This window comes from Stenotrophomonas sp. YJH_SMC_33 (assembly GCF_059372295.1).
The window spans coordinates 203,595-229,591 of sequence record NZ_JCAFVJ010000006.1; the positions used below are offsets into that span (position 1 = coordinate 203,595).

General features: G+C 65.4%; 23 protein-coding genes. 12 read left to right on the forward strand and 11 right to left on the reverse strand.

All coding sequences use genetic code 11. From position 1 onward, the window contains the following. Nucleotides 1–99: 99 nt before the first annotated feature. Nucleotides 100–1,227 (reverse strand): PilT/PilU family type 4a pilus ATPase, encoded by a 1,128-nt coding sequence (locus AC5P9W_RS11925; RefSeq protein WP_049416904.1) that lies wholly within the window; start codon nucleotides 1,225–1,227, stop codon nucleotides 100–102. A gap of 121 nt (nucleotides 1,228–1,348) precedes the next feature. Here AC5P9W_RS11925 and AC5P9W_RS11930 point away from each other — a divergent pair, with 121 nt between their 5' ends. From AC5P9W_RS11930 to AC5P9W_RS11985, 12 genes are all read left to right on the forward strand, one after another. Then, a complete protein-coding gene (locus AC5P9W_RS11930; protein WP_005415160.1) occupies nucleotides 1,349–1,714 on the forward strand; it encodes a DUF4398 domain-containing protein in 366 nt (121 codons plus the stop codon). Further along, nucleotides 1,711–2,595, forward strand: coding sequence for an OmpA family protein (locus tag AC5P9W_RS11935; protein ID WP_080375071.1), 885 nt, complete (start codon nucleotides 1,711–1,713; stop codon nucleotides 2,593–2,595). Before AC5P9W_RS11930 ends, AC5P9W_RS11935 begins: the two co-directional genes overlap by 4 nt. Nucleotides 2,596–2,919: 324 nt before the next feature. Further along, entirely contained in the window at nucleotides 2,920–3,156 is a 237-nt protein-coding gene (locus AC5P9W_RS11940) for an HP1242/YdcH family protein (protein WP_005407964.1), read from the forward strand. Between the two features lie 301 nt (nucleotides 3,157–3,457). After that, the gene (locus AC5P9W_RS11945) at nucleotides 3,458–4,828 is read left to right on the forward strand and encodes a pyridoxal-phosphate dependent enzyme (protein ID WP_021202680.1); all 1,371 of its coding nucleotides are present in this window, start codon (nucleotides 3,458–3,460) and stop codon (nucleotides 4,826–4,828) included. Between the two features lie 123 nt (nucleotides 4,829–4,951). Next, nucleotides 4,952–6,133: a cystathionine gamma-synthase gene (locus AC5P9W_RS11950; RefSeq protein WP_111103836.1), complete on the forward strand. Its 1,182-nt coding sequence runs from the start codon at nucleotides 4,952–4,954 to the stop codon at nucleotides 6,131–6,133. A gap of 3 nt (nucleotides 6,134–6,136) precedes the next feature. Continuing rightward, complete coding sequence (locus AC5P9W_RS11955; RefSeq protein ID WP_111103833.1) at nucleotides 6,137–6,919, forward strand: ABC transporter permease; 783 nt, start codon at nucleotides 6,137–6,139, stop codon at nucleotides 6,917–6,919. Next, a complete protein-coding gene (locus AC5P9W_RS11960) occupies nucleotides 6,916–8,148 on the forward strand; it encodes an ABC transporter ATP-binding protein (protein WP_227852416.1) in 1,233 nt (410 codons plus the stop codon). Before AC5P9W_RS11955 ends, AC5P9W_RS11960 begins: the two co-directional genes overlap by 4 nt. Continuing rightward, nucleotides 8,129–9,406, forward strand: a complete 1,278-nt coding sequence (locus AC5P9W_RS11965; RefSeq protein ID WP_274602065.1) for a class I SAM-dependent methyltransferase — start codon at nucleotides 8,129–8,131, stop codon at nucleotides 9,404–9,406. The genes AC5P9W_RS11960 and AC5P9W_RS11965 overlap by 20 nt, the downstream gene beginning before the upstream one ends. Nucleotides 9,407–9,458: 52 nt before the next feature. After that, on the forward strand, nucleotides 9,459–11,291 hold the full coding sequence (locus AC5P9W_RS11970) for a glycosyltransferase family 2 protein (protein WP_242015219.1): 1,833 nt from the start codon (nucleotides 9,459–9,461) through the stop codon (nucleotides 11,289–11,291). Further along, nucleotides 11,288–12,541 (forward strand): rhamnosyltransferase WsaF family glycosyltransferase, encoded by a 1,254-nt coding sequence (locus AC5P9W_RS11975; protein ID WP_111103828.1) that lies wholly within the window; start codon nucleotides 11,288–11,290, stop codon nucleotides 12,539–12,541. Before AC5P9W_RS11970 ends, AC5P9W_RS11975 begins: the two co-directional genes overlap by 4 nt. 4 nt (nucleotides 12,542–12,545) lie before the next feature. Then, nucleotides 12,546–14,822 carry a hypothetical protein gene (locus AC5P9W_RS11980; protein ID WP_495219259.1) on the forward strand — a complete coding sequence of 759 codons (2,277 nt, stop codon included), beginning with the start codon at nucleotides 12,546–12,548 and terminating at the stop codon, nucleotides 14,820–14,822. Then, the gene (locus AC5P9W_RS11985; protein WP_057496718.1) at nucleotides 14,819–15,859 is read left to right on the forward strand and encodes a glycosyltransferase family 2 protein; all 1,041 of its coding nucleotides are present in this window, start codon (nucleotides 14,819–14,821) and stop codon (nucleotides 15,857–15,859) included. The genes AC5P9W_RS11980 and AC5P9W_RS11985 overlap by 4 nt, the downstream gene beginning before the upstream one ends. Here AC5P9W_RS11985 and AC5P9W_RS11990 read toward each other — a convergent pair. The 10 genes from AC5P9W_RS11990 to AC5P9W_RS12035 are packed head-to-tail and all read right to left on the reverse strand — an operon-like array spanning nucleotide 15,824 to nucleotide 25,917. Continuing rightward, nucleotides 15,824–17,947, reverse strand: a complete 2,124-nt coding sequence (locus tag AC5P9W_RS11990; RefSeq protein ID WP_111103818.1) for a hypothetical protein — start codon at nucleotides 17,945–17,947, stop codon at nucleotides 15,824–15,826. The two genes, AC5P9W_RS11985 and AC5P9W_RS11990, sit on opposite strands and share 36 nt — an antisense overlap. After that, the gene (rffA, locus tag AC5P9W_RS11995) at nucleotides 17,944–19,068 is read right to left on the reverse strand and encodes a dTDP-4-amino-4,6-dideoxygalactose transaminase (RefSeq protein WP_111103814.1); all 1,125 of its coding nucleotides are present in this window, start codon (nucleotides 19,066–19,068) and stop codon (nucleotides 17,944–17,946) included. The genes AC5P9W_RS11990 and rffA overlap by 4 nt, the downstream gene beginning before the upstream one ends. 34 nt (nucleotides 19,069–19,102) lie before the next feature. Further along, the gene (locus AC5P9W_RS12000) at nucleotides 19,103–19,468 is read right to left on the reverse strand and encodes an EamA family transporter (protein WP_057496716.1); all 366 of its coding nucleotides are present in this window, start codon (nucleotides 19,466–19,468) and stop codon (nucleotides 19,103–19,105) included. Between the two features lie 4 nt (nucleotides 19,469–19,472). Then, nucleotides 19,473–20,699 carry an acyl-CoA reductase gene (locus AC5P9W_RS12005; protein ID WP_111103810.1) on the reverse strand — a complete coding sequence of 409 codons (1,227 nt, stop codon included), beginning with the start codon at nucleotides 20,697–20,699 and terminating at the stop codon, nucleotides 19,473–19,475. Beyond that, nucleotides 20,696–21,799, reverse strand: coding sequence for a LuxE/PaaK family acyltransferase (locus tag AC5P9W_RS12010; RefSeq protein ID WP_111103805.1), 1,104 nt, complete (start codon nucleotides 21,797–21,799; stop codon nucleotides 20,696–20,698). The genes AC5P9W_RS12005 and AC5P9W_RS12010 overlap by 4 nt, the downstream gene beginning before the upstream one ends. Beyond that, the gene (locus tag AC5P9W_RS12015) at nucleotides 21,796–23,193 is read right to left on the reverse strand and encodes an AMP-binding protein (protein WP_188250030.1); all 1,398 of its coding nucleotides are present in this window, start codon (nucleotides 23,191–23,193) and stop codon (nucleotides 21,796–21,798) included. Before AC5P9W_RS12015 ends, AC5P9W_RS12010 begins: the two co-directional genes overlap by 4 nt. Then, nucleotides 23,194–23,940, reverse strand: a complete 747-nt coding sequence (locus tag AC5P9W_RS12020; RefSeq protein WP_057496712.1) for an SDR family NAD(P)-dependent oxidoreductase — start codon at nucleotides 23,938–23,940, stop codon at nucleotides 23,194–23,196. It abuts the gene before it with no gap. Between the two features lie 2 nt (nucleotides 23,941–23,942). Then, on the reverse strand, nucleotides 23,943–24,191 hold the full coding sequence (locus tag AC5P9W_RS12025) for an acyl carrier protein (protein ID WP_057496711.1): 249 nt from the start codon (nucleotides 24,189–24,191) through the stop codon (nucleotides 23,943–23,945). Continuing rightward, nucleotides 24,188–24,949 carry a GNAT family protein gene (locus tag AC5P9W_RS12030; protein WP_057496710.1) on the reverse strand — a complete coding sequence of 254 codons (762 nt, stop codon included), beginning with the start codon at nucleotides 24,947–24,949 and terminating at the stop codon, nucleotides 24,188–24,190. The genes AC5P9W_RS12025 and AC5P9W_RS12030 overlap by 4 nt, the downstream gene beginning before the upstream one ends. Further along, the gene (locus AC5P9W_RS12035) at nucleotides 24,946–25,917 is read right to left on the reverse strand and encodes a glycosyltransferase family 2 protein (RefSeq protein WP_057496709.1); all 972 of its coding nucleotides are present in this window, start codon (nucleotides 25,915–25,917) and stop codon (nucleotides 24,946–24,948) included. The genes AC5P9W_RS12030 and AC5P9W_RS12035 overlap by 4 nt, the downstream gene beginning before the upstream one ends. Nucleotides 25,918–25,997: the final 80 nt, after the last annotated feature.

A 25,997-nucleotide genomic window follows, 5' to 3' on the forward strand; every position in this document is an offset into this window, starting at 1 on the left:
CTACGGATGAGCGGTCTCAATGGATGAGACCGGCCCTGAATCCTTCAGGCTTGCGCCGGGCATGGCCCGGCGCTACCGGTGTCGAAAGAGCTGCGCGGATCAGAACCCGTGGGTGATGCTCGGCGCGCCGGCCGAGAAATCCGCGTACGGGTCGTGCTCGCCGCTGCTGCCTTCGGACAGGCGGAACTTCAGCGCCAGGCCATCGCGCGAGTCGGCCGCGCGCAGCGCTTCCTCCTGCTCGATGGTGCCAGCCTTGGCCAACCGGAACAGGCACTGGTCGAAGCTCTCCATGCCTTCCTCCAGCGAGGCTTCCATCGCCGCCTTGATTTCGTGCACCTGGCCGCGGCGCAGCAGGTCGCGGATCATCGGCGTGTTGATCAGCACCTCGGTGGCCGGCAGGCGTCGGCCCTCCTTGTTCTTCACCAGGCGCTGGCTGATCACCGCGCGCAGGTTCAGCGCCAGGTTCATCAGCACGTTCTTGTGCGCGCTTTCCGGGAAGAAGTTGAGGATGCGCTCGATGGTCTGGTCGGCGTTGTTGGAGTGCAGGGTGGCCAGGCACAGGTGGCCGGTCTCGGCGAAGGCGATCGCCGCCTCCATCGTTTCCGCATCCAGGATCTCGCCGATCAGGATCACGTCCGGCGCTTCACGCATCGCGTTCTTCAGCGCGTTGTGGAAGGCATGGGTGTCCAGGCCGACCTCGCGCTGGTTGACGATCGACATCTTGTGCTTGTGCAGGTACTCGATCGGGTCCTCGATGGTGAGGATGTGACCGGTGGTGGTGCTGTTGCGGTGGTCGATCATCGACGCCAGCGAGGTGGACTTGCCGGAGCCGGTGGACCCCACCACCAGCACCAGCCCGCGCGGGGTCATGATGACGTCCTTCAGCACCTGCGGAAGGTTCAGCTCCTCGATGCTCGGGATGCGGCTGCGGATGGCGCGGATGACCATGCCGACCTCACCCCGCTGCTTGAACACGTTGACGCGGAAGCGCCCGGCGTCGGGCAGGGCGATGGCCATGTTGAGCTCGAGTTCGCGCTCGAACTGCGGCACCTGGCCCTCGTCCATCAGCGAGTAGGCAATCTTCTTCACCATGCCCGGCGGCAGGCCGGTGTTGCCCAGCGGATAGAGCTTCCCCTCGATCTTGATGTAGACCGGTGCCCCGGTGGTCAAAAACATGTCCGAAGCGTTCTTTTCGGTCATCAGCTTCAGGAAGTAGCCGATATCCATTGCGAATTTTCCCCAACGAAACGGCCGACGCCCGTTGCCAGCACGGTGTCGGCTTGACGACAATGGCCGTGAACCGACAACCGGTACGGCCTCCCCAATGAAACGACTTAGCTTCGCACGAATGCGCCATGGCCTGTATGTGATGGCGTTTGCATTCGCACTGTCTGCCCCCGCCTGGGCGCAGGACGCCGCCCTGGAACTGGCGCAGGCCCGGCAGGCGGTCGACAAGGCCACCCAGGCCGATGCCGACCAGTACGCCCCGGACCTGATCGGGCTGGCCCGGCAGGGGCTGGAGCAGGCCCAGCGCGCCGCAGGCGACCGCCGCGAGCGCAAGAATGCGCCGGCGATGGCCCTGCGCGCCGCCGCCGATGCCGACCTGGCCCGCGTCCGCAGTGAGGAAGCCACCGTCACCGCGCAGCTGCAGCTGCGCCGCAACGAGGTCAACCAGCTGCAGCGCCAGCTGTCGACCGGGGAGGACCGCCGGTGAAGCCGATGACCGCCGCAACCCTGGCCGCGCTGCTGGCGCTGCCGACCCTGGCCACGGCCGCCGACAACCCGATGGTGGCGCAGCTGAGCCAGCGCCTGATGGCCATCCAGGCCAACCCCGATACCGCTGAGCTGGGCGCCTTCGAGCGCATGCAGGCGCAGCAGGCCATCGCCACCCTGGACAAGGCCAAGCGCCGCGACCAGGAGCTGGCCACGTACCTGGCCGAGCGCCGGGTGGAGATTGCCGAGACCGCCGTGCGCACCGCGCTGGCCGCGCGCGAGGTCGACCGCCTGGAGCGTACCCGCAGCGACCTGCTGATCGAGGCCAGCCGCCGCGATGCCGCCCGTGCCCGCCAGGAAGCCGAGCAGCTGCGCATGCAGGCGCAGATGCAGGCCGAGGAGGCCGAACGGTTGCGCCAGGCCGCCGAAGCCGAGACCCTGGCCCGCCAGGACGCCGAGAACGCCCTGACCAGCGTGGCCGGCAAGCAGCAGCAGCGTCTGAGCGCCGCACAGCAGAACGCTGCCAGGCTGGCCCGGGAGGAAGCCGAGCTGGTGTCCGGGCAGAAGCTGCCCGGTTCGAAGTTCGACGCTCGCGGTGAGGTCTTCACCTTCGGTGGTGACGCGTTCGCCGCAGGCGCCTCCAGCCTGTCGGGTGGCGCCCGCAACCAGGCCAAGGCCCTGGCCGAGTACCTGAACATCGGCAAGAAGGGGCGCCTGCGCATCGAGGCCTACGACAGCGCCAACGGCGTGGGCCAGAAGCGTGCCGAAGCGCTGCGCGACGCCCTGGTCGCGGGTGGTGTCGCCAGCAACCGCATCCAGGTCAGCGGCAAGAAGGCTGCGTCCACCCGGGCGCGCTCGGCCGAGGTCATCATTGCCCCGTAATGCATTGATATTGTTTGTTTTTCGTTGTGATGAGCATTCAGCCTGAACCCCGCCCCGGCGGGGTTCGGTCTTTTTGACGCAGGGGTCTTGTACCCCGCCTTGAGCAGGCGTAGGGTCAATCGTCCGGGACGCAATGCCGCGGACCGGACGATGGGAGGGCCGGGCCGATGCAAGCAGGGCGCGAACCGCAGCAGATCGACGTGCGCAGGCCAGTGCCGCAGGTCGTTGCAGGCGTCCAGGTGGCCATCGACCGGCGCTCCTCCATGAACAACGCCCCGTGCCTTTCGGCCGGGGCGTTCGTGTATCTGTCGAAGGAGGTCCATCATGTTTGAAGATCAGCCCCAGAGCGAGATCGACGCACGTCGCGCGCGTGATCCGGAGTTCAGGGCACTCCATGACCAGCACCGCAAGTTGAACAAGAAGTGCATGGACGCGGAGTTGGGTGTACTCCCGATCGATGATGTCACCCTGGGTCGCATGAAGCGCGAGAAGCTGCTGGCCAAGCAACGTCTTCTGCGAATGTACGAAACACCGCTCCCAACGACGTCCCCCACGCTTTGACGCACATCGTCGCGCCCGGAACGGCGTGACCCGGCCATCGATGGCCCTGCCGGGGGCTCCTGCCCTGGCATCGCGGCCGCGCCGATGAGGCGGCCGCGCCAAGGCACCACAGGCGGTGGTGCCTTGGCCTTCAGGCACAACTCACCGATGCGGGCGGCACCGGTCTCCTCGTCGATCCGGGGCCGTCCGCATCCCTTTTTTGCGGGCTTCCGGCCCCGCGGCGCAACGACCTGACATTCATCGCCATCCGACGGATAATCATCGGTCCGGCCCTGCGCGGCGCGAATCGAAAGTCCTCCGAATGCCCATTCATTCTTCCGTCCTCGAACTCATCGGCCAGACCCCGATCGTCAAGGCCCAGCGCCTGGACACCGGCGTCTGCGAGCTCTACCTGAAGCTGGAGAGCGCCAACCCGGGCGGATCGATCAAGGATCGCATCGGCCTGTCGATGATCGAGGCGGCGGAGCAGCGTGGCGACCTGAAGCCGGGCGCGACCCTGGTTGAAGGTACCGCCGGCAACACCGGCCTGGGCCTGGCGCTGGTGGCACAGCAGAAGGGCTACAAGCTGATCCTCGTCGTTCCCGACAAGATGAGCCGCGAGAAGATCTTCAACCTGAAGGCGATGGGCGCCGAAGTCCGCCTGACCCGCTCGGACGTGGCCAAGGGCCATCCGGAGTACTACCAGGACCTGGCCAAGACCATCGCCGAGCAGACCCCGGGCGCCTACTTCATCAACCAGTTCGGCAACCCGGACAATCCGGCAGCGCACGAATTCGGTACCGGCCCGGAGATCCTGGAGCAGATGGGGGGTGACCTCGACGCCATCGTGTTCGGCTGCGGCAGCTCCGGCACCATGACCGGCCTGTCGCGCGCGTTTGCCAAGCTGTCGCCCAAGACCGAGCTGGTGCTGGCCGATCCGGTCGGCTCGATCCTGGCCGAATACATCAACGACGGCGTGCTCAACGACAAGTCGGGCAGCTGGCTGGTGGAGGGCATCGGCGAGGACTTCCTGCCGTCGATCTCCGATTTCAGCCGTGTCAAGAAAGCCTATGCAATCAGCGACGCCGAGAGCTTCCACACCGCGCGCGAGCTGCTGGGCAAGGAAGGCATCCTCGGCGGTTCGTCCACCGGCACCCTGCTGGCCGCAGCGCTGAAGTACTGCAAGGAGCAGACCACGCCGAAGAAGGTGCTCGTACTGGTCTGCGATACCGGCAACAAGTACCTGTCGAAGATGTACAACGACTACTGGATGCTGGACAACGGCTTCCTGCAGCGCCCGCAGCACGGCGACCTGCGCGACCTGATCCTGCGTCCGTACGGCCAGCGCGACACTGTCGTTATTGGCCCGAACGACCTGCTGACCACCGCCTACCAGCGCATGAAGCTGTATGACGTGTCGCAGCTGCCGGTGATGGACGGTGACCAGCTGGTCGGCATCGTCGATGAAAGCGACGTCCTGCTGCATGTCTATGGCGACGAAGCGCGCTTCCGCGACACGGTTGCCACGGCGATGGTCAGCAAGCTGGACCGGCTGGACGTGAAGTCGCCGATCGAGGCCCTGCTGCCGGTGTTCGACCGCGGCCAGGTGGCGATCGTGATGGACGGCGATGCTTTCCTGGGCCTGATCACCCGTATCGACCTGCTGAACTACCTGCGCCGTCGCGTGCAGTAAGCCGCCGATCACGGCAGTTCACCGCTGAATTCCGGTTTATTCGCGTCAAAGCTCGTTAAGGCTGCGCTGATAGACTCCCGATCCTTTGACGGCGCCGCACGTCGGCGCCATTCAGGAAACGACATGTCCAACTCCTCTTCGCCCGACCGTGCGCTGGCCCTGGCCACGCTGGCCATCCACGGTGGCCAGTCGCCCGACCCCAGTACCGGTGCGGTGATGCCGCCGATCTACGCCACCTCGACCTATGCCCAGTCCAGCCCGGGCGAGCACCAGGGCTTCGAGTACTCGCGCACGCACAACCCGACCCGTTTCGCCTATGAGCGTTGCGTGGCGTCGCTGGAAGGCGGTACCCGTGGCTTTGCGTTCGCTTCGGGCATGGCGGCCAGCTCGACGGTGATCGAGCTGCTGGACGCCGGCAGCCACGTGGTGGCGATGGACGATATCTACGGCGGCAGCTTCCGCCTGTTCGAGCGCGTGCGTCGCCGCACCGCCGGGCTGGATTTCAGTTTCGTCGACCTGACCGATCTGGCGGCGTTCGAAGCCTCGATCACGCCGAAGACGAAGATGGTGTGGATCGAGACCCCGACCAACCCGATGCTGAAGATCGTGGACATCGCCGCGGTCGCTGCCATCGCCAAGCGCCATGGCCTGATCGTGGTGGTCGACAACACCTTCGCCTCGCCGATGCTGCAGCGCCCGCTGGAACTGGGCGCGGACCTGGTCCTGCATTCGGCCACCAAGTACCTCAACGGTCACTCGGACATGGTCGGCGGCATGGTGGTGGTTGGTGACAACGCCGAACTGGCCGAGCAGATGGCGTTCCTGCAGAACTCGGTGGGTGGCGTGCAGGGCCCGTTTGACAGCTTCCTGGCCCTGCGCGGCCTGAAGACCCTGCCGCTGCGCATGAAGGCACATTGCGCCAACGCGCTGGCCCTGGCCCAGTGGCTGGAAAAGCACCCGGCGGTGGAGAAGGTGATCTACCCCGGCCTGGCCTCGCACCCGCAGCATGAGCTGGCCGGCAAGCAGATGGCCGGCTACGGCGGCATCGTCTCGATCGTACTCAAGGGTGGGTTCGAGGCGGCCAAGCGCTTCTGCGAGAAGACCGAGCTGTTCACCCTGGCCGAGTCGCTGGGCGGTGTGGAAAGCCTGGTCAACCACCCGGCGGTGATGACGCATGCCTCGATCCCGGTCGCACGCCGGGAGCAGCTGGGAATCAGCGATGCGCTGGTGCGGCTGAGCGTGGGCGTGGAGGAGTTGGGGGATCTGCAGGTGGATCTGGAGCGGGCATTGGCAGGGAACCGCTGATTCATGCAGAAGCACGCCAATCTCCTGTTCCTGTTCCGCCAGCTGCTGGGGCGTGAGTTGGCAGCACGGTACCGCACCACCACGTTGGGTGTTCTGTGGCTGGTGCTGCAACCTTTGCTGATGCTATGCGTGTACACGCTGGTGTTCAGTGGCGTGTTCAAGGCGCGATGGGCGGGGGCCGAATCCACCGGCGACTTCGCCCTGATGCTGTTTGCAGGCCTGGTACCGTTTACGCTGCTGTCGGAAGTGCTGATCACCGCACCGGGTATCATCGCCGGGCAGCCCAACTTCGTGAAGAAGGTGGTATTCCCGTTGCCGGTCCTGTCGATGGTAAAGGTGGCCGCAGCGCTGACCACCGCCGGCATCGGCCTGACCATCCTGCTGGTCGCGCAGACCTGGCAGTCGGGGCTGCCGTCGGCATGGGCGCTGGCCTCGCCGCTGATCCTGCTGGAAATGACCCCCATGCTGCTTGCGATTGCATGGTCGCTGTCGGCGCTGGGGGTCTATCTGCGCGACATCGGCCAGTTCGTCGGCATCCTCAGCAGCGTGCTGCTGTTCCTCAGCCCGATCTTCTTCCCGGCGCATGCAATGCCCGAGGCGGCGCGGGGCCTGGTGCTTTTCAACCCGCTGGTCACGCCCATCGAACAGCTGCGCGCGGTGACGGTGCAGAATTCGGCGCCTGATCTGGCCGCGCTGCTGCCCCACTTCCTGCTTTCGGTAGTGGCGGCGATGCTGGCCTTCGCGCTCTTCCGTCGCCTCTCGCGCGGCTTCTCGGACGTCCTATGAACAACCCGCAGACCACCACGTTGCAGGCCTCAGCTGACGCGGCCATCGAAGTGCTGGGCGTGACCAAGGACTATCCGGTCTACGCCAACCCGCGCGACCGCCTGCTGTCGCTGCTCAAGCCTTCCGGCGACCGGGCCAGCCGCACCTTCCGCGCGTTGGACGGCATCAACCTGGTCGTGCCGAAGGGCGAGACCGTCGGCATCATAGGCCGTAACGGCGCCGGCAAGTCGACCCTGCTGCAGATCCTGTGCGGCACGGTGCGCCCGACCTCCGGCTCGGTCAGCATCCGCGGGCGCTTTGCCGCGCTGCTAGAACTGGGGGCCGGTTTCAATCCGGATTTCTCCGGCCGCGACAACGTGTACCTGAGCGCCTCGTTGCTGGGCCTGAGCCGCAAGGAAGTGGACGACAAGCTGCAGTCGATCATCGACTTCGCCGATATCGGCGATTTCTTCGACCGGCCGGTCAAGACCTATTCCAGCGGCATGTACGTGCGCCTGGCGTTCTCGGTGGCCATCCACACCGAACCGGATGTGCTGATCATCGACGAAGCACTGTCGGTGGGTGACATCCGCTTCCAGATGAAATGCCTTGCGCGCATCGAACAGATCCGTGCACGCGGCGCCACCATCCTGTTCGTGTCGCATTCGCTCGAGCAGGTCAAGCGCTTCTGCCAGACCGCGCTGTGGCTGGAAGGTGGCAAGGTCAAGCTGCACGGTGAAGCCAGCTTCGTGGCCGACCGTTTCCGCGACTACGAACTGGGCAAGGACCTGGCCGTGGCGCAGGATGCCGAAGTGCGCCAGGCACCCGCCCCGGGCAGCATCCCCGCGCATCTTGAAACGGTTGCACTGAGCACCGACATGCTGGCCCCGTTCGAGCCGCTGACGGTGGACATCAGTTATACCGTCGGCGATGAGGTGGTCGATGGCCTGCTGCTCGGCGTAGCGATCAAGGGCATGGACGGCCTGCATATCTTTGGCCCCAACACCTATCTTGAGCGGGTGGTGATTCCCACCTCCCGCGGCTCGCACCGCGTCAGCTACTGCATCCCGTCGATGACCCTGCTGACCGGCAGCTACCGCGTTGATGTGGGACTGTTCACCGACAAGGGCCTGGTCTGCCTGGATTATCTGTCCGAAGCCAGTGTCTTCACCGTGGCTGCGCCCTACTTCAGTGAGGGCGTGGTCTATATCCCGCATGAGTGGAAGGTCCATGACCCCGACGCTGCTTGAAATTCCCTTTGACCATTACCAGCGCTACGCTGCGGCGACGCATCTGCTGCAGGCGCTGGATCTGCCCGCGCCGCGGGTGCTGGAAGTAGGGGCCAACCGTCAGCGTCTGCTCGGGCAGTTCCTGCCACAGGCAACGTTCCTGTACACCGACCTGCATGCCGAAGGGGACGAGAAGGACTTCGTGGTGGCTGACGCCACCGCGCTGCCGTTCCCCGAGCAGGGCTTCGACGCCGTCGTATCGCTGGATGTGCTTGAGCATATTCCCGCGCCCCTGCGTGCCAAGGCCGCAGCCGAGATGGCGCGTGTCGCCAGCCGTGCGGTCATCGTCGGCTTCCCGCCGGACCAGCCGTGGGTGCGCGACGCTGAAGTCGATGCGAATGGTCGCTGGCGTGAGCTGTTCGGCGAGGACTACGTCTGGCTGCAGGAGCACAAGGAATTCGGCCTGGTCGACACCGCCGAGATCGTGGCCGCGTTTGAAAGCGCTGGCATGACGGTGCTGCGCTTCGGCCAGGGCAATGCCGCGCTGTGGTCCAGCCTGATGGGTGCGCATTTCATCAAGGTGAAGTTCCCCGAGCTGGAACCCCTGGTCAGCGCCGCCGACCGTCTCTACAACAGCCGGGTGTTCGCCGGCGACCACAGCGACCAGCCCTATCGCGAGTATTGCGTGGCCGTGCGCCTGCCCAGCGATGCGGCGCGCCTGCAGGCCAACCCGCCGTTCCGTGCCGATCTCGATGCAGAGGCGACTGCGCTGCTGAGCGGTCTCGCCGGCGGCTTGCGTGAGCTGGCGGTGCGTACCGCCAATTCGGAGAAGGAATGGGAATCCACGGCGCGGCTGCTGGATGCCTACATCGCCGATCTTGCCGTGGCCAAGCGCGAGTGGGGCGCCACCGCCGCCTATGCGCAGCAGCTGCAGCAGGCCAAGGACGAGGCCGATGCCGGGTGGCTGCGAAAGCGCGACCAGTGGCAGCAGGCCGAGCTGGATTGGCAGCAGCGCGAGCAGGAGCTGAAGGCGCGTGTGGCTGATGAGCTGCAGCAGTTGCAGAGCGCCCAGGCACGCATGGCTGAGCTGGTGGAGGCCGCGGAGGCCGCGGAGGCTGCCCGCTTGCAGGCACTGGATGTGGAGCGCGAGCTCGAGCAGCGCCTGCAGCAGCGCGCGGCGGACTACCAGCGCTCGCGCCGCAAGTGGCAAGCCGCAATGGTGGGGTTGACGCTGGGCGGCCTGGTCATTGGCGTGCTGGTGGGTTGGGGCGTGTCTTGAAGCGATGGGGCAACCGGGAAGTGACCGTACTGAATCAACGAGGTAATGCCTGATGTCCAAGATGGGTAATCTGCTTCGCGGAATCTACTGGAGCATTCGTCGCGCACAGGGGCAGGGTGTCTCTGTCGGCACCATCCTCTCTGCCTTGGCCCGCGCCGCACGCAAGGGGCCGAAGCATCTGGCCCGGGCGATTCTTGCCTATGCCAATGGATCGCATACGGCGGCGGCGACCACGCCGCCGGACGTCTACGCCGAATGGCTGCGCCAGCAGGCGCCGGCCGCGATTCCGGCGGACGCTGGCCTGATCAGCATCGTGATGCCTGTCTGCAACACGCCGGAAGTGTTCCTGCGCGAGGCCGTGGCCAGCGTCGAAGCACAGACGTACCTGAACTGGGAGCTGTGCATCCACGACGATGCGTCCGATCAACCGCATGTGGCACGCGTGCTGGAAGAACTGGCGCGGCGGTTGCCGAACCTGCGTGTTTCGCGCTCAAGTGAGCGGCAGGGCATTGCGGCCACGACCAACGCTGCGGTCGCACTGGCCAAGGGGCGCTGGATCACCTTCCTGGACCATGACGACCTGCTGGAGCCGGATGCACTGGCTGCGGTGGTTGCCTGTCATGTGGCCACCTCGGCAGGGGTCGTGTACACCGACCACGATGTGCTGGGCGAAGACGGCCGCCTCCGCCATCCTTACTTCAAGCCCGACTGGAATCTGGACCTGTTCCTGTCGCAGATGTACCTGGGTCACCTGGTCAGCTTCGATGCTGCGCTGGTGGCGCAGCTGGGGGGGCTGCGCAGCGACTGCGATGGCTCGCAGGACTACGATCTGGTGCTTCGCTGTGCCGCCGCCGGCGCCACCATCGCGCATGTGCCCAAGGTGCTCTACCACTGGCGCGCGCACGCCGGTTCCACCGCGGCCAATGCCGGCTCCAAGCCCTACGCGCATCACGCCGGTCGTCGCGCGCTGCAGCAGCATGTGCAGGCAACCCACCCCGGCGCGCAGGTTGACGACGGCGAGCAGCTGTTCTGCTACGACGTGCGCTACCCATACGCGGACAAGGGCCCCTTGGCCAGCATCATCATTCCCACCCGCGATGGCCTGGACCTGCTGCGGACCTGTGTTGAATCGCTGTACGCCAAGACCGACTACCGTGCATTCGAGATCATCGTCGTCGACAACGGTTCAACCCAGGCCGAGACCCTGCAGTGGCTGGAGGCGATGTCCCGCCGCGAGAGCTTCCGGGTGATCCGTGCCGATGTGCCGTTCAACTGGTCGGCACTGAACAACCTGGCTGCGCGGCAAGCGCGTGGCGAGGTGCTGGTGTTCCTCAACAACGACACCGAGATCATCGATGGGCAGTGGCTGCAACGGCTTGCCGAGAACGCGCTGCGGCCGGACGTGGGCGTGTGCGGCCCGTTGCTGCTGTACGGCGATCGCACCATCCAGCACGCCGGCGTGGTGATCGGCATGGGCGGCTGGGCCGACCATGTATTCAAGGGTGAAGCGCCGGTGCACAACCAGAACCTGTTCGTTTCCCCGGTGCTGCAGCGCCAGGTGCTGGCCGTGACGGGCGCCTGCATGGTGGTGGCACGTGACACGTTCGAGTCGCTGGGCGGGTTCGATGAATCCTTCATTGTCTGCGGCAGCGATGTGGAGCTGTGCCTGCGTGCGCATGCACGCGGCCTTGCCACCGTTTACGTCGCACGTGCGGTGATGATCCATCACGAGTCCAAGACGCGTGATCCGCGTGCAATCCCCGAGAGCGACTTCGTGCGCTCGGCCGAAGCGTACTCGCCGTATCGCGAAGAGGGCGATCCGTTCTTCAGCCCGAACCTGGACTACATGGCTTCATCGCCCCGTCTGCGCGGGGCCGTGCAATGAGCCGCCTGGGTAACCTGTTGCGGCGCGTCGCCGCGCGCCTGGATGCAAGCGCTCCCGGTGCGCCCACGCCCAATACCCACGTTGCCGAGATCACTCCCTGTACCCCCCGGCACGACCCGTGGGAGGGGCGGCGGCTGAACCTGGTGCTGCCGTCGATCAACAAGCAACATTACTTCGGCGGCATCCATACCGCTGTGCTGATCTACCGCGAGCTGTGCCGGTTCTTCCCTGCATCGCGGATCATCCTGGTCGACAGTTCACCGGATGAAGAAGCGCTTTCGCGCTTCTCCGACCACGTACTGGTGCCTGCAGACCAGACCTCCACGGCGATGCGGCAGATCGTGCCGTTCAGCGATCGCTACCAGAAGACCCTGCCGGTGGCCGGCGAGGACATCTGGGTGGCAACCGCATGGTGGACCGCATACGCGGCCCAGCGCATGTCGCAATGGCAGGGCGACAACGGCGGTATTGATCGCCCGATGATCTACCTCATCCAGGACTTCGAGCCGGGGTTCTATGCCTGGTCGAGCCAGTACGCGCTGTCGCTGAGCACGTACCGCCCTGCGCGCGACATCGGCATCTTCAACACGGCCCTGCTTGCCGGGTTCTTCGAGCAGCATGGCCTGCGTTACGAGAAGCACTCGGTGTTCGAACCGGTTCTGCATGACGGGCTGCGCCCGGCGCTGCAGCAGGTCCGTGATGCTGCTGTTCCCCGCCAGCGCCGCATCGTTGTCTACGCGCGCCCGGGCACGCCGCGCAATGCATTCGAGCTGATCTGCGAGGGCCTGCGCCTGTGGGGCTGGAAGGACCCGCGCGCGAGGCAGTGGGAGGTGGCGGCACCGGGCGAACTGCAGGCCGACCTGGATCTAGGCCCGTTCGCGTTGAAGGCGCTCGGCAAGCTGGATATCGATGCGTATGCCCGGCTGTTGTCGACGTCGGCGATCGGCCTGTCGTTGATGGTCTCACCGCACCCCAGTTATCCGCCGCTGGAAATGGCCGCGTTCGGCATGGAGGTGCTGACCAACCGCTACGACAACAAGCGGCTGGACCAGACCGTGGCCAACGTGCATTCGCTCGACAGCATGACCCCCGAGGCGATCTGTGCGGGGCTTGTGGCGCTGGTGGATGCATTTGAACAGCGCGGCATGATGCAGAGTGCCGTTGCCGGAAGCGATCATGCCCTGCTCGGCCAGGGCGAATTCGCCCGTATTGCCAGCGACGTGCACAGCCGCGTGCTGGCAGACGGCTGACTACATGGTCGCCAGTGCTGGAAACGGGCCAAGCCATGGCGTGCTGGGGCGCAACCGCGGCAGGTGGGTGGCCGCCGGCGTCCTGATCTTCATCCTGCTCTGCTCGCGCAGTGTTTCCCAGTTCCAGTTCGTCATTCTGCTGGCGGTCTCCCTGTTGTCCATGGGATGGTTCGGTCATCGGGTACTGGCATGGCTGGGGCTGGCAAGCACAGCGCAGGGACCTTGCCTCTTCCTGAAGGCCTGGCTGGGCCAGTTTGCACTGCTGCTGGTCTGGCTTGTCTCGGCTCCGCTGGCCTGGGCCTGGACGAGCTGGGCCGACCTGCCGTTGGCCCTGCCGTTTATGGTGATGGCGGCACTGTCGATCAGTCTGCTGCTGCATCGAACGCAGGCACGCGGGTTTGCGCGCAGCCTTGTGCCCTCATGCAGCGGTTCTTCGTTGCCGACCCTGCTGGGCCTGTTCGCACTGGTCGCCACCGCCGCGCTGTACTCGCGGCGTGCCGGCGCGCTGGGGCTTGATACCCATCAGCATATTGCCTTCACAACGGCAATGTACGAAGCGGGCTATCCGCTGCTGACCGCCGGCGGCACCGCCTGGCTGGAGAAGTACCCGAAGCTGCTGCATGTGCTGGCCTCGCTGTGGGCCTGGCCCGGCATGGGCCATCACCTGGGGCCGTTCCTGAAGGTGCAACCGGCCCTGCAGGCGACGCTGGCCGTGGTGGGGCTGACCGAGCTGGTATGGGGGCGCCTGCGCTCACGGGGGCTGTCGCCGGCGCTGTTGATGGCCGGCGGCGCACTGCTGCTTGCGGGCCTGGGTGCGCTCATGCTGCGCGGAACCACGTACTTCTATCCCGTGGCAGACCTCAACAGCACCGGGCGCCTGAGTGCGCTGGCAGTGCTGCTGCTGCCCGCCCTGGCGGCCACCCTGCACGGCATGGCGCGGAACCGGCGCAGCGCCGCGTTCTGCTGGGCCGCGCTGCCCTTTGCCGGGGCAATGGCGGTCAAGCTCAATCCTTCACTGGCAGTGGCCTACGCTGGTTTCTCCGTGCCGCTGTTCCTCTGCGTGGCGGTGTTCCCGTGGTTGCACACGCGTGGACTATCCCTTCGCCTGCTGATGCCGCTGCTGGGGCTGTTCACCGGAACGGCGGCCGGCGTTGTGTTGCTGCTGGCCGATCCTTACTACCTCCAGCTTGTGGCAGAAGCCGTGCCAGAGGTGCGGGCGGGGCTGCAGCAGTTCCTGGGGCTGCGCCTGTACACGCCACCCTCCGTTGCTCTGGTCGAGGGTTCACTGCCGGAGGCGCTTCGTGCGGCGGTGATGTGGGAGCTCTGGCACGGGCCTCAGCCGGCGCCCTGGACGCAGTGGATGCCCGATTCCAGCCAGTTCCTGTGGCGCGCCATCCATCCGCTGGGACATGGTCTGGCGCTTGCCAGCATTGCGGCAGGCCTGGCAGCGCTGCTCTGGCGCCGCTGGGCCGCGGAAAGCCGGCGTCTGCTGGTGTCGATTCTGGGGTGGCAGATTGGATTGCTGCTCTCGGTGCTGTGTGCACAGCGGCTTGCCAACATCGTCCTGCTCGCCCTCGGCCACAGTTCGCTGGAAGCGAGCCTGCTGAGCACCTACTCGCAGCGTTACATCGACCTGCTGGGCATGTATGCGCTGCTCATCCAGTCGGTGCTGGCACTGGCGTCGCTGCTGCTGCTGCTGGACGCGGTGGGTGCAGGCCGCCACCTCCGCGCCCTGCCCAAGGCCAGCTTGCGCCGCGCCACCGCCATCGTGGTCGCCCTTGGGGCCCTGGCCTTTGCAGTGGTGCCACCGCCTGCACCGCGGGCCAGGACCATGGGATGGCCCTATCCAGTGGACGAAAAGCAGGTGCGGGCGTTCCAGCAGGCCGAGGCGCGTTTGCCGGCGGATGCGGTGGTGCTGGTACCGGCCTATTCGGTCATGCTCAATGGGCGCGAGGACTGGGTGCTGCCCTCTGCCAGCGTCGCGCCCTATCTTCCGTTCGGACAGCGTGACTATCTGTTCAATGTACGGCTGGGGGCCGGCTATCCATTCACGGCACGCGATCTTCGACAGCTGCTCTGCAGCAACAAGCCCGCCGCAGCGCGCCAGCAGCTGCGAAGGCTGGGGGTGACCCATGTGTTGATTGATCGTTCCGACCGTGCAACCGATCGTGACATGCTGGAAACACGCCTGTGCATGACCGAGCTGGGCAGGCTGGGCCTGAGCGTGCAGGATGCGATTGCCGCACCGGGCGGCCTCTTCTTCTATCCTCTGCAACCATGACCGCTGCTCTCTCGCCCGACGCTCCCCAGGCCGCTCCCTGCGTACCGCGCATCGCGGTGATCATCCCGTGCTACAAGGTCACCCGCCATATACGCGGTGTGCTGGCAGCGATCGGCCCCGAGGTGACGGCCGTCTACTGCGTGGACGATGCGTGCCCCGAGGCGTCGGGTGATTTCATCGAATCTGATACGGATGACGCCCGGGTGCGGGTGTTGCGCCATGCCCGGAACAAGGGCGTGGGCGGTGCGGTCGTGACCGGCTATCGGGCTGCCATTGCCGACGGCATGGAGATCCTGGTCAAAGTGGACGGCGACGGGCAGATGGATCCGCGACTGCTGCCGTTGTTCGTGACTCCGATCGCGCGCGGGCAGGCCGACTATGCCAAGGGCAACCGTTTCTGGGATCTGGGCCAGATCAGCCGCATGCCCTGGCTCCGTCGCCTGGGTAATCTGGGGCTTTCCTTCCTGGCCAAAGCATCCACCGGCTACTGGGATCTGTTCGATCCCACCAATGGATACACCGCCATCCACGCCGCGGTCGCCGCACGCTTGCCGCTGGCAAAACTCAGCGAGCGGTACTTCTTCGAAACCGACCTGCTGTTCCGGCTCAACGCCGTGCGTGCCGTGGTGGTGGACGTGCCGATGGACGCGCACTACGGCGAAGAGGTCAGCAACCTCAGCGTAGGCAAGGTGCTGGGCGAGTTCGCCCTGAAGCACGCGCGCAACTTCGCCAAGCGCATCAGCTACAACTATTTCCTGCGCGACCTGTCAGTGGCATCGCTGCAGCTGGTGGCCGGTGTCGTGCTGTTGCTCGGAGGCGGTGCCTACGGCGCTGTTCGCTGGTTCGAACTGTCCGTGGCGGGGTTGGCAGCACCGGTGGGTACGGTGGTGCTGCCTGCTATGGCCATTCTCAGTGGGCTCCAGCTGATCCTGGCCTTCCTCAACTACGACATTGCGCTTCGCCCGCGTGATGTCCTGCACACCCGGCTGCCGCCGCTGGTGTCAGACCAGGTGCGGCAGCGCGATATGGGTGAATGAAGCGGCTGACAGTACGAACAGCAGCAGCGCCACGGCGGTGAACAGGACGCGTCCCCACTGCGACTCGCCGGTGCGCATGAACAGCGGCACCATCATCACCACCAGGCCCATCACATAGCGCCCCTGCGGCTGGAAATCATAGGTCCAGCTGTGCAGGAACGAGGCCAGCACCAGTGCCAGCCCGCAGCCGACACTGGTGATGGCCAGGGCAGGGGAGAGCGTGCGGGTGCCCAGTCCCCAGGCAAGCGCGAGCAACAGGACCCCGAGCACGCACCAGCCGACGAACCGATAGGCGCTCTCGGTGTCGAAGTACTCCATATAGCCATAGACGCCAAAGAAGCTGCGGAACGTTCCCACGTGCCACTCCTTCGGTGCGTCGAGCAGTTGCCCGATCTGCACGCCCTTCTCCTGGAGCTTGAACCCGGAGACCTCTGCGGACAGCGTGCGGGTCACCGAGGGCTTGAATGCGGGCTCGGCGAACCGCTCACGCTGCTGCTCGATCAGTGCGGTCTTGCCCGGGCCGCCGCGGTGCTTGTAGGCATCGGCCGCGATCCACGGCAGGGCCACCGCTGCCGACAGTGCGAGGGTCAGACAAATGCGACCGATCGCTGCGCGGCTGTGGGATTCGCGCAGCAGGACCCAGGCTGCATAGAAGCAGTAGAGCAGCGACAGGCCGGCCATGATGCCCACCACGGTGAGCAGGGAGGAGCCCGCCGCAGCGGCCAGCCCCGTGCCGGCGCCGTTGGCGGCAACGCCGGCCAGCAGCAGCACGACCAGGGACGACGCCAGCAGGGCGCGCAGTCGCAGCGCGACGACCGACATCGACAACGCGATGAACGCTGCGACCGGCCAGTAGTTCTTCTTCGAAAGAAGCAACAGGCCCAGGCAGGTGCAGAACACCAGCAGATGCCCCAGTGTGGCGGCGTCGAAGGGCCCGCGGCGCTGCAGGAAGCGCTGCAGTGGGCCCTCGGGCATCAGTGCGATCGTGGCGGCCAGCATGCCCAGCGCGAAGGGCATTGCATCGCCATTGAAATAGGAGAACACGTACCAGAGCTGTGGCGTGATCAGCAGCGGGATGTAGCTGCCCCGCGGCGCGCGGATCACCACCAGGCCAACGAGCATCAGCGCAAACAATGCCAGATTGAACGCGCGATAGGACAGCATCACGTCCAGGCCCAGCTCGCCAAAGATCCGTGAGGTCTTTGCGGCGAACAGGTAGACAACGTTCCATTCGGAAAGATAGGTCACGCCATACGGACTGCTGGTGAAGCTGGTCGCCAGGTCCGCTGCATCCATGCGCGGCGGCGCCCAATGGTGTTGGAAATACCCCGCATCCGCGTCGTGCAGCAGCTCATCGGGGTGCACCGAACGCCCCGAGGTCGGGGAGAACATCGACAGCGCGGTGCACAGCCCGAGCACGATCAGTGCCAATGCCAGGAGCGGCATGGGCCGGCGCAGGAACTGGAGGCTGATGGCTACCAGCAGGCTCAACCAGAATGCCCACCACAGCAGGTTCCACGTAGCCGGTGCTACGCCGGAGTTGCTTTTCATCGGCACCGCGAGCGGGATCGCCAGCTGTGGATCGGTGGCATCGGCGGCGATCACGAACCGTGCGTGTTCCAGGCCGGGGCTGGTGTCGCGTGCCATCTGCACACCTTCCAGCTGCAGCGGGTCTGCGAGCGTCTGTCGCTCGCGCCCGCCGAAGCCAACCGCGCCGATATGCGTGAACACGATGGGCGCTGCGCCGGGATCAGGATCTATCCGGACGCCATGCAGCGTGCCGCGTGGCAGCTCGTAGCGCAGTTCGGTCTGGCCGGCCTGATAGCGCTTGATCATGGACAGGGACTCGGAGAGGCCCTGTCCCATGTCGAAATAGACCTGCAGCCGCCCAGGCTGTGCGCTCTCCAGGTCAATGACCAGCACCTGGCGGTTGTACGGCACGATCAGCAGGATCAGCAGCAACAGACCCGCGACCAGCATCATCAGCCCTTGCAGGCGGCGGAGCATGGTCAGGCTGGAGTACCAGCCGGGCAACCCCTTGAGCAGTTCCCGGGCGTCCTGCGCTGCTGAAGTGACCGGTTGATTCATGCGAGCACGTCGTCCGCAGCTGCGAAGATCGCCTCAAGGTGCTCTTCCACGCCCACCCACAGTGGCATGCGCACCAGCCGCTCGCTGAGGGCGTCGGTATTGTGCAGCTCGCCATGGGTACGGCCGGCCTGAAGGCCGGCGGGTGCCGAATGCAGCGGAATGTAATGGAAAACGGTCTGCACCCCGCGGTTCCTCATTTCCGAGATGAAGCGGGTGCGCGCGTCGAGGTCGGGCAGGAGCATGTAGAACATGTGCGCGTTGTGCTGGCAGTCGGCCGGTACGATCGGCCGGCGCAGCCGGCCAGCCGCTTCATGCGGCGCCGCCCATTGCTGGTAACGGTCCCAGATGGCCAGGCGGCGCGCGGTGATCTGGTCTGCTTCTTCGATCTGCGCGCAGAGGAATGCGGCGGTGATTTCGCCGGGCAGGAAGGAGGAACCGACGTCCACCCAGGTGTACTTGTCGACCTGGCCGCGGAAGAAGCGGCTGCGGTTGGTTCCCTTCTCGCGCAGGATTTCCGCGCGTTCGCCGAATTGGGCGTCGCGGCAGAGCAGGGCGCCGCCCTCACCTGAAATGATGTTCTTGGTTTCGTGGAAGCTGAGGGCCCCCAATTCGCCAATCGTGCCCAGTGGTCGCCCCTTGTAGGTGGACATGATGGCCTGTGCTGCATCCTCGACGATGGCCAGGCCGTGGCGGGCGGCGATGTCCAGCAAGCTGTCCATTTCGCAGGCGACACCGGCATAGTGCACTACGCAGATGGCGCGGGTGCGCGGCGTGATCGCAGCCTCCACCAGGCGCTCGTCCAGGTTCAGCGTGTCCTCGCGGATGTCCACGAAGACCGGCACCGCCCCTCGCAGTACGAATGCGTTGGCGGTGGACACGAAGGTATAGGACGGCATGATCACTTCGTCACCGGGCTGCAGGTCGAGCAGCAGCGCCGCCATCTCCAGCGCGGCCGTGCAGCTGTGGGTCAGCAGCGCCCGCTGCGCCCCGGTGCGCTGTTCAAGCCAGGCGTGGCTGCGCTTGGTGAACTGACCGTCGCCGGACAGGTGGCCGTTGGCGTGCGCCTGCGCAATGTGCCAGAGCTCACGACCAGTCATGAAGGGCTTGTTGAAGGGAATCAAGAGTGTGCCTCGCAGGGTGGGCGTTGGAATGGTGTCAGGCGACCGATCGTGACAGCACGACCACACCCAGCATGATGATCAGCGTTCCGGCGATCTTGTATCCATCCAGCTGCTCACGGAAGATCACGCTGGCAAACAGCGCAACCAGGAAGAAATTGATCGCCATGTACGGGTAGGCCCGGCTGATCGGCATCTTGCTGATGGCCGCCATCCAGCACAGCGATGCACCGAAGGCTGCCGCAAAGGCGGAAATGACCCATGGCTTGAGCAGCAGTTGCAGCACGTTCAAAGGCTGCAGCGGCGCGGAAAGCAGGTGGCCGTGGACGCCTACCTGCCACTTCAGGATCAGCTGGCCGTAGACCGTCAGCATGATCGTCAACGCGATGAAGAGGTAGCTCATCGTCTCAGTTCCCTGGCAGGGTGATCTTGCGGGTCAGCACGTCCAGCAGGTCGGTGCCGTCCCAGACCGGGTGGAAGTCAAGTGCGCGGCCGAAAGGCACGATGCGGTCGATGGCACGATTACCGAGCCGGTCAAGCAGCTTGATCAGCGATTCCCGCGGGAAACCCTGCACGACGAGCGTCTGGTCGCGATCATCCAGCTGTGGCGCCAGTGCTTCCAGCGTGTCCAACTGAACGTCCACCACCAGCCCGTGGCCACTCTGCAGCTCGCGCAGGTTTCCATCGGCGCGGGCAGCATCGAGCGTAAGGGGATAGGTGCCCAGTGACGTGCCCGAATGCAGGCCATCGGAGGAGAGTGCGGCCATCAGGTGGGCATCGGTCACCCGGGCCATCATCGCGGCGGGCTCATCTGCGACGGCGCCGGATTGCGAGCGTACCGCAGGCCAGAACCGTGCACGCGCGGCCTCCACTGTTTCCTGCGCGCCAACCCAGTACAGGGTGCGGGGTGAAGAGCACGCCTGCTGGCCGAACCAGAGAACATCGTTAACGAACCGGTGGGCAAGCTGCTGCAGGTCTGCGTCGCTGCTCTGCAGTACATGCGCGGCATCGATGGCTGCCACACCGAATCGATCCGGGAAGGCGAGTTCAACAGCCAGCGGCGCCAGCGGCAAGGAACGGATCTTGGCGACCGTTGCGTCGCCGCCCCAGATGATCCGCGCATGGCAGCTGCGGGAGATCAACGTAGTCACCGCGTCATCATGCGGATAGGTCAGCAGCACGCTTCGCTGCAGGACGTCGGCATGCAGCCCTTCCTCGCGCATGGCGTGCAGGATCGAGACCAGTGCCTCGCGTTGGGGACTGTGCTTCTGCGACAGGCGGGCTACGTTGCGATTGCCGGCCAGCACGGACATCAGCCAGGCATAGGCGAACAGCACATCGACGTTGGCCGGCGCAAGATGGAACACCAGGCCACGTGCCAGCAGGTGTTCGGTGGACGGCGCCAGCAGGCGCCGCGACAGCTGCTCCTGCGCCGCCGGACGGAACCAGTGTGCCAGCGTCGCCAGTTCGGGATGCTCGCGCAGCACCGGCAGCGCGAACACACGTCGTGCGAAATCGGCAACGAACGCGCGCGCCTCCGCACTGAAAGGTGGCAGCGGCGGCAGCGTGGCCAGGCGCGCCAGCTGATCCGGCAGCGCTGCGTCTGCGTCAATGGAAAACAGGATCTGTGTCATGCGCGGGGTACCGTTCGTGTGTCGCTGCAGCCGCGGACTTCAACGTTCTTGATGCGGCCCAGTACGCTGAAATGCTTCCCGAGTCGACCGCAAGGGCAATCGTCCTCGCCGTGGATCACGCCCAGGTCCTCGGTGAGCAGGCTGTGCCCCGGGTAGCTGCCAGGCAGCAGGCTCAGCACCTGCACGGCACCTGCGGTTCCATTGGCTGTTGGGCTGAGATCCTGCAGGTCACGAATGATCACATCGGCATAAGCCGGTGCATGAAGATGACCGTGCTCGCACTCGAAGAAAATCGATCCGACCTGCTCGACCATGCCGTAATAATTGTGGACGCGATCAATACCGAAGGTGCTGGAGAGCGAGGCCTTGTAAGCGGCATTGTCGACCTTCTGTTCGTCCATCTTCTTCCAGCCGCCGCCATGAACCAGCATGCTGCCTTCGGGAAAGCGCAGCGTTACGCCGTCGCGTGCGGCAGCCTGGACAAAGGACTGCCAGACGATGAAGGTGAAGCCGAACAGCAGTACCGGTTCGTCCGGGGCCTTGGCCAGCCAGTGCGCCAGTGCTGCCCAATCGGGCTGCAGCTGTTCGTCGAGCAGGTACAGATGGTCGCGGCCGAAGTTGGAGAAGCCCAGGATGCCGGCTGCGCGCGCGTTGAAGCGGCTGCGATCGCGCAGGAACGAGTCGTCGTCGACCACCAGCATGCGCATCCGGCGGTTGCCGGCAAAGTGGGAGAAGATCCGCGTCAAGGCGCGGGTCTGCGCGCGTGCGGTTTCCGCATCGAGGAAGATCCTCGAGACGGCAGCGCCCGTGGTGCCGCTGGAAACCAGCGTGCGCAGTACCTGGTCGTCGGCGACGCTCTTCAGGTCGATCTGCTTGAACAGCCGGACCGGCAGCCAGGGCAGCGATTCCAGCGAGTCCGCCTGGCCGCCGCGCCACAATGCATCGAGCATGGCGCGGTAGGGCGGGCAGGACAGGTGGTGATGCCGGGTGAGCGACTGCAGGCCGTCCAGCAGCCATTCGCGCTTGGCCTGGCGGCCCAGCCCATAGACCTCCGCTTCCAGCGCAGCCGCTGCCAGCGAACTGTCCGTGCCTGCGTTCATTGACGTGCTCCTTGCGCGGCGAGCTGCCGCAGCGACAGATAGTCGATCTTGCCGCTGGACAGCAGCGGCAGCGAATCCAGATGGATGCAGCGGACCAGGCCGCCGAACAGCTTGTAGCGCGCCTGCACCAATTGGCGGACGTTGTCCTGCGCGGCGGGGGCATCGCCATGGCTGAATACGACCAGATCGTCGTCATTGCCCGAGCAGGCGATCTGACGGCCGAGCGCGGTCGACAGCATCGCTTCCACTTCGTCGAGATTGACGCGGTTGCCGGAGATCTTCAGGAACCGTTTGGCGCGCCCGGTGATGTAATGGAACCCTTCGTCATCCACACGGGCCAGATCGCCCGTGCGAAGCAGGCCGTGCAGTTCGTCGGGGCGCGCAAGTTCTTCGCGCGAGGTGGCATAGCCCATCATGACATTGGGCCCCTCGTAGACCAGTTCACTGCTTTCCGCATCGACATGCATACGACCACCCGGCACCGCAATGCCGATGCTGCCGATCTTGTCCAGCAGCCGCTCGGAGGGAACATAGCTGATGCGGGGCGAGGCTTCGGTCTGGCCGTACATGACGAAGAACTGCAGGCCGTGGTCCTTGGCAGACTCGGCAAAATGCTGGACCAGTTCGTCGCGCAGGCGGCCACCGGCCTGGGTCAGCATGCGCAGGCTGGGCAGCTGCAGGCGCGCAAGGCCCATGCGGCGCAGTATTTCGTAGGTGGCCGGAACCCCGGACAGGGAAGTGACCGCATTGCCGCGTGCGGCTTCCCAGAACTCGCGGGTCATCAGGCTGTCTTCGCTCAGCACCACGCAGCCACCACAGCCCAGATGGCTGTTGAGGATGGACATGCCAAACGAATAGGCCAATGGCAATGTGGTGATGGCGCGGTCTTCGGGACCCAGGCCGAGATAGGCAACGATCGATGCCGTGTTCGCGGCCAGGCCCTGCGCGGACAACCGCACCAGCTTGGATGAACCCGTACTGCCCGAGGTGCTCAGCAACAGCGCCAGGTCGCCATGCGGCGATGGCAGCGTGAGCTGGGTTTCGCGCAGGTGGATGCCCAGAGTGCCTGCGACATGCACCGTCCGGTAACCCGCCGGCGCCGTGCCCGACATGGCAAGCCAGTCCGGCGCGTACTGGGTCAGCAGCGCGTCCAGCAGCTCCGGGTCGACATCGGGCTGGATCAGCAGGGGTACCTGGCGGGTACTGCGCAGGGCGCCCAGATAGAGCGCGACCGCGTCGATCGTGCTGGGCATCGCCAGCACGCCCATGCCCCGCCCGGCGGGCAGGTGCATGGCCAGGGTATCGGCCAGCACGCCCAGTTCGTCATAGCTGAGCGTCCGTGTTCCCTCGATGAGCGCAGTGCGGTTGCCGTGCGCCAACTGCCAGAACTGCATTCAGACCACCATCTGTCCGTCGATGCCGATGATCTGGCCGGTGATATAGGCGGAGCTGTCGCCGAGCAGGAAGGCGACCAGCTCGGCCACTTCGCGCGGCGTTCCTGCGCGGCCCATGCCGATCGATTCCACCCGCTTGGCGTGGGCGGCCTGCGGCATGGCGCGGGTCATGTCGGTATCGATGAAACCCGGCGAAATCGCATTCACGCGAATGCCCTTGGCAGCCAGTTCCTTCGACGCGGATCGGGTTGCACCGACCAGTGCCGCCTTGCTTGCCGAATACAGGCTCAATCCTGCAGCGCCATTGACGCCCATGATCGAGACGAGGTTGACGATGCTGCCCTTCCGGGTTCGTGCCATCATCCGGCTTGCATGCTGCATCATCATCAACGGCGCTTTGACATTCACCGCCAGCACGCGGTCGATGTCTTCGGCACGGATCATGCCCAGAAGACCTTCGTGCAGGACCCCTGCGTTGTTCACCAGCCCATCCAGGCGGCCGAACTGGTTGAATATCTGCTTGAACACGGCGGCCACCGCATCGACGTCAGCCAGATCGATGACCGCGACCATCGGTTCCGGTGCCCCCTGTGCAGTGACCTCGGCGGCGAGCGCGCGCAGCGCGTCGTCATCGCGCGCGACGATCACCAGCTGGACGTGCTGTGCTGCCAGCAGTTCGCAGATGGCCCGGCCGATGCCTCGTGAGGCCCCGGTAACCAGGACAACGGGAGCGTGGGTGCCCGTCATTGTCAGACAGCAGCGCCGTGCTTGCGCAGGATTTCACGCGCCTTGCCGACCGAGCTCATGTCGATCACTTCGTCCATGTCGATCATGACGTTGAACGCTTCTTCCAGTGCGGCGACCACGGACATGTGCGCGATCGAATCCCACTGCGGAATGGTGTTGTAACGCAGTTCGTCAGTCACCTGGGAGGCATCGATGCCCAACACGCGGGCGAACACTGCTACAACCTGGTCTTCGTTGCTGGAGTTGCTCATAGGAATTTCCGGAACCCGTTAAGAGATGAATTGAATTGGAAGCCAAGCCGGGCATACAGATTGATGATGCCGGTATTAGCGGCGGACACCAGCGTCGTGCAGCGCTGGATATCCCTGGAAGCCAGCGATTGCAGGGCCGTGACCCATAGCGGCATGGCCAGCATGGCGTACGGCGCGGCTGCACCGGTCAGCAGCAGCTCTGCCCTGTGCTCGTCGGCGAAGACTCGTTCTGCATGGAAGCCAATGACACGGCCGCGTGATTCCGCGGTTTGGACCAGCTGGGCGTTGACCAGGTCCTCGATCCAGTTGGCGGTGCGAAGACGTGCGTGTGCAGGGTCGATGGCAGGGTCTTCCAGAAAACGGCCATGCCCGAAGTCGTCGGCGGCGATGGACCGCAGCAACGGAATGTCCGCAGCAACCGCCGGCCGCAGCGTAGGCAGCATCCCGCGCGGGACCGCAGGCAGTTGCCCCATGCCGCTGCGTGACACGGTCAGTGACGTTTCAACAAACTGGAAACCACAGCCAAGCACCGCAGCACGCAACGCATGCGCATTGGCATCGATGCGACCGAACAGGTAGTGGACGCCCTGCTGCCTGGCCCAGGCCTGGGCCTGGTCCAGCATTGCGGCCGCCTGGTCCGTGGTGGCCGCATCCAAACGGACGATCTCGGCAGTGGTGCAGCCCAGCGCGCGCTCATCCCAGGGCGTCAGGCGCGCCTCGACCACGCTGCCGCCTGCCTGCAGAGACAGGTGGCTCATGGAGCTTCTCCGCGAACGGTCGTTTCAGAGACGATGTAGTAGGGGCGCCGTTGCACATTGCGGAAGACCTGGCCGACGTACAGCCCCACAACGCCCATGGAGAACATCATCAAGCCGCCAATCAGCCAGATTGCGGCGATGATCGAGGTGTAACCCGCAACCTGGATGTCGCCGTCCCACCATCGCCAGATGCTGATGGCCACCATGACGAAGGCGACCAGCGCGCAGAACATGCCAGTGCCGGCCACCATGCGCAGCGGCTTCTCCGAGTAACCCAGGGCAATGTTCATGGCCAGCCGCAACAGGCGCCGCAGGGTGTAGGACGATTCACCCTCTGCGCGCTGCTGGTGGCGTACGGGAAGCTTGCCCGTGCGGAAGCCGGCCCATTTCACCATCAGCGGGAACGAGCGATCACGTTCCGGCATTGCACAGACCGCGTCGATGACCTTGCGGTGGAAAATGCCGAAATTGGCCGTGGAAGGGTCCTGCGGAACGCCGGTCAGCCAGCCCAGCACCGCAAAGAACCCCCACGACGAGAGGCGCTTGAGCGGGGTGTCCATGCGCTGTATCCGCTGCGCGAACACGGCTTCAAACTGCTCATCCACCGCCTTGCGGTACAGGCCAGGAATTTCTGCAGGAACATCCTGCAGGTCGCAATCCATGACGACCGTCCAACGGCCCTGGGCATGCTCGATGCCGGCTGAAATGGCCGAGTGCTGCCCGAAATTTCGCGAGAGCTTCAGGCCCTTGAGCCAAGGCCGGCTGGCGGCCAGCTCCTGGATGCGCGGCCATGCGCCGTCAGGGCTGGCGTCGTCGACCAGGATCATCTCGAACGACACGCCCATGGATCCTGCCGCAGCCTGGACTTGATCGACGAGATCTTCCAGGCACCCTTTACAGCCATAGACAGGCGCGACGACCGACAGTTCGACCGGCGGCTGCGGAGGGGAAGGCGGAACAGCGGTCATGGAGTGGTGGGCCTCGGCGCTATCTTCAGGGAAATCGGATCCATCGCGCCGGCGCATCCGCCTGCAGGGGGTAAATCCGA